The organism is Candidatus Electrothrix sp. (assembly GCF_052785085.1).
Genome location: NZ_JALAAI010000170.1, coordinates 1 through 6,465, shown reverse-complemented (window position 1 = coordinate 6,465; position 6,465 = coordinate 1). Strand labels below are relative to the sequence as shown.

At 41.7% G+C, this 6,465-nt stretch carries 3 protein-coding genes and 1 pseudogene; all 4 read left to right on the top strand.

The window, feature by feature from the left end; all coding sequences use genetic code 11:
- The coding region (locus tag L2082_RS17840) for a TerB N-terminal domain-containing protein (RefSeq protein WP_446012056.1) at nt 1-2,221 on the top strand (2,221 nt) is incomplete at its 5' end.
- 57 nt (nt 2,222-2,278) lie between these two features.
- Nucleotides 2,279-3,594 (top strand): annotated as a pseudogene (locus tag L2082_RS17835) (ATP-binding protein).
- A gap of 8 nt (nt 3,595-3,602) precedes the next feature.
- Complete coding sequence (locus L2082_RS17830) at nt 3,603-5,825, top strand: DEAD/DEAH box helicase (protein ID WP_446010610.1); 2,223 nt, start codon at nt 3,603-3,605, stop codon at nt 5,823-5,825.
- 151 nt (nt 5,826-5,976) lie between these two features.
- Nucleotides 5,977-6,105 carry a hypothetical protein gene (locus tag L2082_RS17825; RefSeq protein ID WP_446010609.1) on the top strand — a complete coding sequence of 43 codons (129 nt, stop codon included), beginning with the start codon at nt 5,977-5,979 and terminating at the stop codon, nt 6,103-6,105.
- The last annotated feature ends 360 nt before the right edge of the window (nt 6,106-6,465 follow it).

Genomic DNA, 6,465 nt, shown 5'->3' with positions numbered 1-6,465 from the left:
ATGGAGTAACCTTATGCTCTTCACCGGAAAAAAGATACGTTCTACATTCAAAAATGTCAAAGAGACACTTTCTCCATCAGTTAAGGTAACCGAAAAGGAGCATGAAGAGCTAGTTAATTTTAGGATAAGTGCCTCTGTCGATTCAATACAACATAATACAAATGAAAAAAAGACACCTGCTCGTTGGATTTATCCAAACAAGTCAGTGACGACAGGTAACTACAAGATCAGGAAAGGTTTTTTCTATTTTGGTGGGAAGTTGGAGAGCAGAGACGGTTATTCAACTGACAGCGCATTGATTGATCCGACATTACCTGTCAACGAGGGATCCCCGGATTATGCTGGCGATGACATGAGTTATTGGCCGAGTTACTCTGGAATTACTTCCAGAAGCAGGTCTGCATACCTGGAATGGCTGGCAAGCAATCGAGACAATCCAACCACCTATATCGGTTACGTTTTCTTATATTTTTATGGCCTGGAAAGACGATTGCTTGTAGACAGAGAAAAAGGTCTCGTAAAAAATAAAGAGATTTCCCTCCTGTTTCAAGAGGTAAAACGACTGTTGAAGATTTACGGAACCAATGGTTCTTTTAGAAATTATGCCGTAAATCTATTATCCTACATATGGATATTATACGGAGCAAAAGGCAACACACCATATGAATTACTCTTTATTAATGGCTCACCCAGCCCGGTTTTTTACTATATTTTGGGCAAAACAATTGGGGAGGGAAAACCTGTACCTGCCAAGTTAGCCTTTGCATGGCTCACGACACATTCTGATTACAAGCCGAAAACCCCGGCTAAACGATGTCCCAAAAAATTTCGATTGTTATTTGCAAAAAGGTATAGAGAAGCGTTTCAGCCGGATGGAATGATATTGAAACCCAATAAATCAAAATTGGTGATTACGTATCGGCCTGCAAGTTCATCTCTCCACGCCCCGCATCCTATTGAAACAAATCTACCTGATCCTGAAAAATTACGCGCTCCTATAAATAAGTTAATTGAGCTTGCGGAATCGTGCCAAGAGGAGCTGAATGCCTACAGTCGATTTGTCGGGCGGCAAGGGAATAAGAAAGGTTCTGCGTCAGCTGTAGCCTTATTGCCATCCGATCTTATACCACTTTTGAATCTACCCGGAATTGCACGAATCAAAAAAAATCTTGAAGCCAAACTGACATCTGGATTCGGTTTAATTCCTGTTAACTATATACTACGGCTTATTGGTGAAAGTGCCCTTATTAAACTCAATAAAAAAGAATCTGAAATTGTAGCAAAAATATTGACAACTGTAGGTTATGGTATGGCCCCGGATATACGATTTCATGATGCGAAACCGGAAAAAGGCGGAAAGGCAGTTCTTTATCGGCTGGGAATCGACAAACACCTTGCTCCGGGTAATGATTTTGACCACTTGGTAACAATATTGCGACTCGGTTCTATGGTTGCAAAAATTGACGATCAAGTTGATCGTTCCGAATTTCAGGTTTTAAATACTTTGATACAGCAAAATGGGGACTTGTCTTCAGGTGAAAAAAAGTCTTTAAAAGCATATCTGTACTGGCGCATTTCAGCACCAGCAAATATGCGAGGACTGAAGGCTCAACTCAATAAATTGGATGATCACAAACGGTCTGCGATCAGCAGAATATTAATTGATGTTGCCCACGCAGATGGTCATATAGCCCCTGAGGAGGTAAAGCAGCTTGAGAAGCTGTACAACTCATTAGGACTGGAGAAGGTAGCTGTAATAAACGACCTGCACCAGAGCAAAGCTGAAAGGAAAACTCAGCAAGGAGAACAGACAGCACATCTTACAAAATGTGAAGATACAAATTCTGAAAAAAGTGCGTCAAACGTTATTGATCTTGAACGGCTTCGGCAACATGAAGAGGAAACAGTCGGTGTAAAAAATATTTTGGATAAAATTTTTATAGATTCTGGAGAGAGTTCGGACTTCACTGATCAGACCGTGTCTACAGAGGACGAGCTAACAGGACTGGACACAAAGCAGAAAATGTTTTACAACGAGTTGATAACAAAAGATGAGTGGCAGCGTGATGAAATTTTCGTTCTTTGTGACAAGCTGAACATAATGATGGACGGTTCGATAGAGGCAATTAATGATCTCTTTTTTGAGGCGGCAGATGCTCCTTTGATAGATGAAGACGGAGACATCTTTTACGTTGATCTGGAGCTGCTGTCCGAAGTTTGAATGATTCATTCTGTCTGGAAAACGATAAGGCATTTCACGAACAATTGAGGTGAGTTGATGGTAGTCCAAAAACGTCTTAGACCGAGAGAAAGAGATTCCATACTTCAGTCCCTAAAAGCCGGAGTAACTCCTCGGACAGGCTTACAGCATATCCAGGTAGGGCGGGTTAATGAAGTGAAAGCTATTTTGTCAGATATTGAGCGTATTACCGATGGAGGATCAGCATTCCGCTTGATTATTGGTGATTACGGATCCGGTAAAACTTTTTTTCTTGAGCTAGTCAGATCAATTGCCCAAAAAAAAAACTGGTTACGGCAAATGCGGACTTATCTCCAGACAGGCGAATCCATGCGTCATCCGGTCAGGCAAGAAGTCTTTATTCCGAATTAATGCGCAATATTGCAACACGCAGCAAACCGGCCGGAAACGCTTTGACCAGTATCGTGGAACGTTTTATCACGACGGCACGGCAACAAGCTCAAATAGAATCGCTCTCTGTAAATACTGTTATTGAAAACCAACTTTCCGATCTTTCCGAGTTAGTTGGCGGCTATGATTTTGCAAAAGTTATTGCCGCATACTGGCATGGTCATGAGAAAGACAACGATGCCTTAAAATCTTACGCAATACGGTGGCTGAGAGCCGAGTATTCCACCAAAACTGAAGCAAGAAAGGATCTTGGCGTCAGAACGTTCATTTCCGATGCGTCATTTTATGACAGCCTTAAATTAATGAGTCTTTTTGTTCGTCAGGCAGGATACGGAGGCTTATTGGTTAACTTAGATGAACTGGTCAATCTGTACAAGTTGAATAACAAACAGGCTAGAACATCCAACTATGAACAAATTTTACGCATATTGAACGATTGCCTGCAAGGGCAAGCAGAGTACCTCGGCTTCTTATTAGGAGGCACACCGGAATTCCTGCTTGATCCTCGAAGAGGTCTGTACAGTTATGAAGCCCTGCAATCAAGACTGGCAGAAAACACATTTGCGAAACAGGCGGGCGTTATTGACTATTCCTCTACGACTATCCATTTAGCAAATTTGTCACCGGAAGAACTCTATATCCTGCTGAAAAATATTAGAAATGTCTTTGCCTCTGGTAACGAAGAGGAGTATTTGGTTCCTGAAGAAGCCCTGATCGCATTTCTTGAGCACTGCAACAAGCAGATCGGCGAAGCATATTTTCGTACTCCAAGGAACACCATCAAAGCATTTGTAGATATGCTATCGGTTATCGAACAGAATGATCATATATCCTGGCAGGATCTTGTCCGCTCGGTAAATGTTACTCAAGAAACAAACAGTGATATGCCGGATCAGAATATGGATAAAGAATCTCATGAAGAATTAGCTGGATTTACCATATAGCTTTACCAATGGATCCTAAAAATCCATTCTATCTCCTAGCCCCACTGGTACAGAAGTGGGTTTACAAGCAGCGATGGAGCGATCTTCGAGACATCCAGAAAGCGGCAATCCCTGTTGTTCTTCAACAGAAGTCAGATGTCATAATAAGTGCTTCAACAGCAGCAGGCAAAACTGAGGCAGCCTTTTTGCCTGCTTGTTCCGCAATTGCAAATCAACGGACCGGGATAGGAATTCTTTACATAAGCCCCCTCAAAGCCCTTATTAACGATCAATACAGAAGGTTGGAAAGTTTGTGTGACCTTCTTCAGCTCCCGCTCACCCCGTGGCATGGCGATATTGCCCAGTCAATAAAACGAAAATGTAAAGTAAAGCCAGCAGGCATCCTGCTTATTACACCGGAATCCTTAGAGGCATTAATGGTTCGCGAATCCGGTTGGTTGGCTTTACTTGCTGATTCTCTGCAATATATTATTATTGATGAATACCACGCTTTTCTCGGTTCCGAGAGAGGTTGTCAGCTCCAGTCATTAATGCACAGACTGGAACACTTGCGTCAAAAAGATGGCTTTATTCCACGGATTGCCTTGAGTGCAACGTTAGGTGATATGGAACAAGTCAGGAGGTCCTTGCGCCCTCCTTATGCTCAGATTCGCAATGAATTAATTCAAAGTAACAAAAATCATGGGCGGGTGAGATTGCAAATCAGAGGTTATTATGAGCCATCACGAATTGAAAAAAACAATAAAGAAAACAAGAACAATAATATAACTCCTCCTGGTGACAAAGAAATTGCTCACGAACTTTATACGCTCTTACGTGGTGACTCTCATTTGATTTTTGCTAACAGCCGAGGAAGAACCGAAAGGTTTGCAGCTCTGTTGGCTGATATCTGCAAGAAGAATATCGTGCCGAATGAATTTTTTCCTCATCATGGGAGCTTATCTAAAGAATTGAGGACTGAACTTGAAAGAAGATTACAAAAAGAACACCTCCCTACGACTGCAATATGCACAATGACATTAGAACTTGGAATTGACATCGGCAAAGTCAATTCCGTTGCCCAAGTCACAGCACCTCATTCCGTGGCTAGCCTGCGGCAGCGTCTCGGTAGGTCAGGGCGCAGAGACAATACAGCTGTTTTAAGGATGTTTATTCTTGAAAAGGAAGTAGAAAAAAATTCTCACATGAGCGATTTGCTTCGCTTGCAACTGTTGCAGAGTATAGCAATCATACGTCTGTTGCTAAAAAAGTGGTATGAGCCAGCAAATATAACGCAGCTCCACTTATCTACATTAGTACATCAGATACTTTCGGTTATTGCGCAATGGGGTGGTGTCAGGGTAGAGCAGTTATGGCATCTCTTCTGTGTAACCGGTTCATTTTATCAAGTCAGCATTGACTGTTTCAAACGTCTTCTCAGACAAATGGGAAAAGAAAAGCTACTTTTTCAACTTAATGATGGTCAATTGGTTTTAGGAGAAAATGGAGAAAGGCTCACAGGGCATTACAGTTTTTATGCTGTATTCAACACACCTGAAGAGTATCGAATTGAATATAAAGGAAAAACGCTTGGATCTTTTCCTATTGAATATCCAGTTGTAGTTGATCAAAATATTATTTTTGGTGGGAAAAGATGGAGGGTTTCCCAAGTAGACTCGGAAAAAAAAGTAATACGGGTAAGCAAAGCAAAGGGTGGGCAACCGCCTCTTTTTTCTGGCGTGGGGATATATATTCATGACAAAGTACGAAAGGAAATGTTTGAAATATACAGTAATGGTGAATATCAGATTGTAAAAGGCGACTCTCGGATAGATTACCTTGATTCCAAGGCAAAGAAATTATTTCAGGAAGGCAGAGATTTTTTCAAGAATGCAGGATTGGATAAAAGTCCTTTTTTTGCACATGGTGACACAATATATATTTTACCTTGGCTGGGCGACAAGATAGTCAACACGTTAGCTACGATGCTTGTGGGGCAAGGTTTCCGAGTGACAAATAGCTCAGGAATACTTGAAATACAAGGAACAAGTATAAATGAAATTTGTTCTGTATTTAACAGGATACTCACGTCGCCTCAACAGACTCCTGAAAAGTTAGCGAGGTGTGTTCCAGAAAAAAAGACGGAAAAATTTGATCAGTTCCTCTCTGAACAATTGCTTTGTGAAACGTATGCGGCAAAGGCATTCGATATAGACGGTGCTTATCAGTGGATGCGCCAAGTCCTTGCATGAACATGTTGATTAAATAGCTTTGTAAAAAACTGAAATCAAATATATTCACCCTGACATACTGTTCCGCCACCGATCTTAAAAGACCACCACATTTTCATGGCTGCACAACAAAAAACAGACTGGCACCGGCTGCTGGGCCTGATCTTTATTGATGCATCTGTTCAGCGGTATCCCCAAAGAGGTCGAGTTTGCGGCCCGGCAATATAGAGGCAAAACCCAGGAAATCAGCACCGTGCTGAACAGCCTGTTCGATAATTACAACCTCGCCGGAAGAGATTGAGCTGTATTTGCAGAAAGACGGCAAAAAGAGAGGAAAATAACGAACCAACATAACTCAAGAGTTCAACAAAATCAGCTCAAGGGGACTTCCCGAGAAATCCGGCAAAAACCTACTCCTGACATTCAACAGAACTCTGATACACAGGCAACACCCGCAAGGCATCCACCCGGCTGTTGGGAATAACCTCAGTGTAACCGTTCACCCGCCTCATTCCACACAAAAAAAGATTGGACAAAAAAAGAAGATCACGATAGTTTAACCCAACTTTGCGATACCGAGAAAATAATCCTTTTGAAATCAGCATGTTAAGTGTTTTGGCAATTCGTTCTTGGCACCACAGATTTTTTTATTTTCATTTTT

Bases quoted from the DNA above. Each gene is read 5' to 3' on its own strand.
- L2082_RS17830 (WP_446010610.1), top strand. From the start codon at position 3,603: ATGGATCCTAAAAATCCATTCTATCTCCTAGCCCCACTGGTACAGAAG.
- L2082_RS17825 (WP_446010609.1), top strand. From the start codon at position 5,977: ATGCATCTGTTCAGCGGTATCCCCAAAGAGGTCGAGTTTGCGGCCCGG.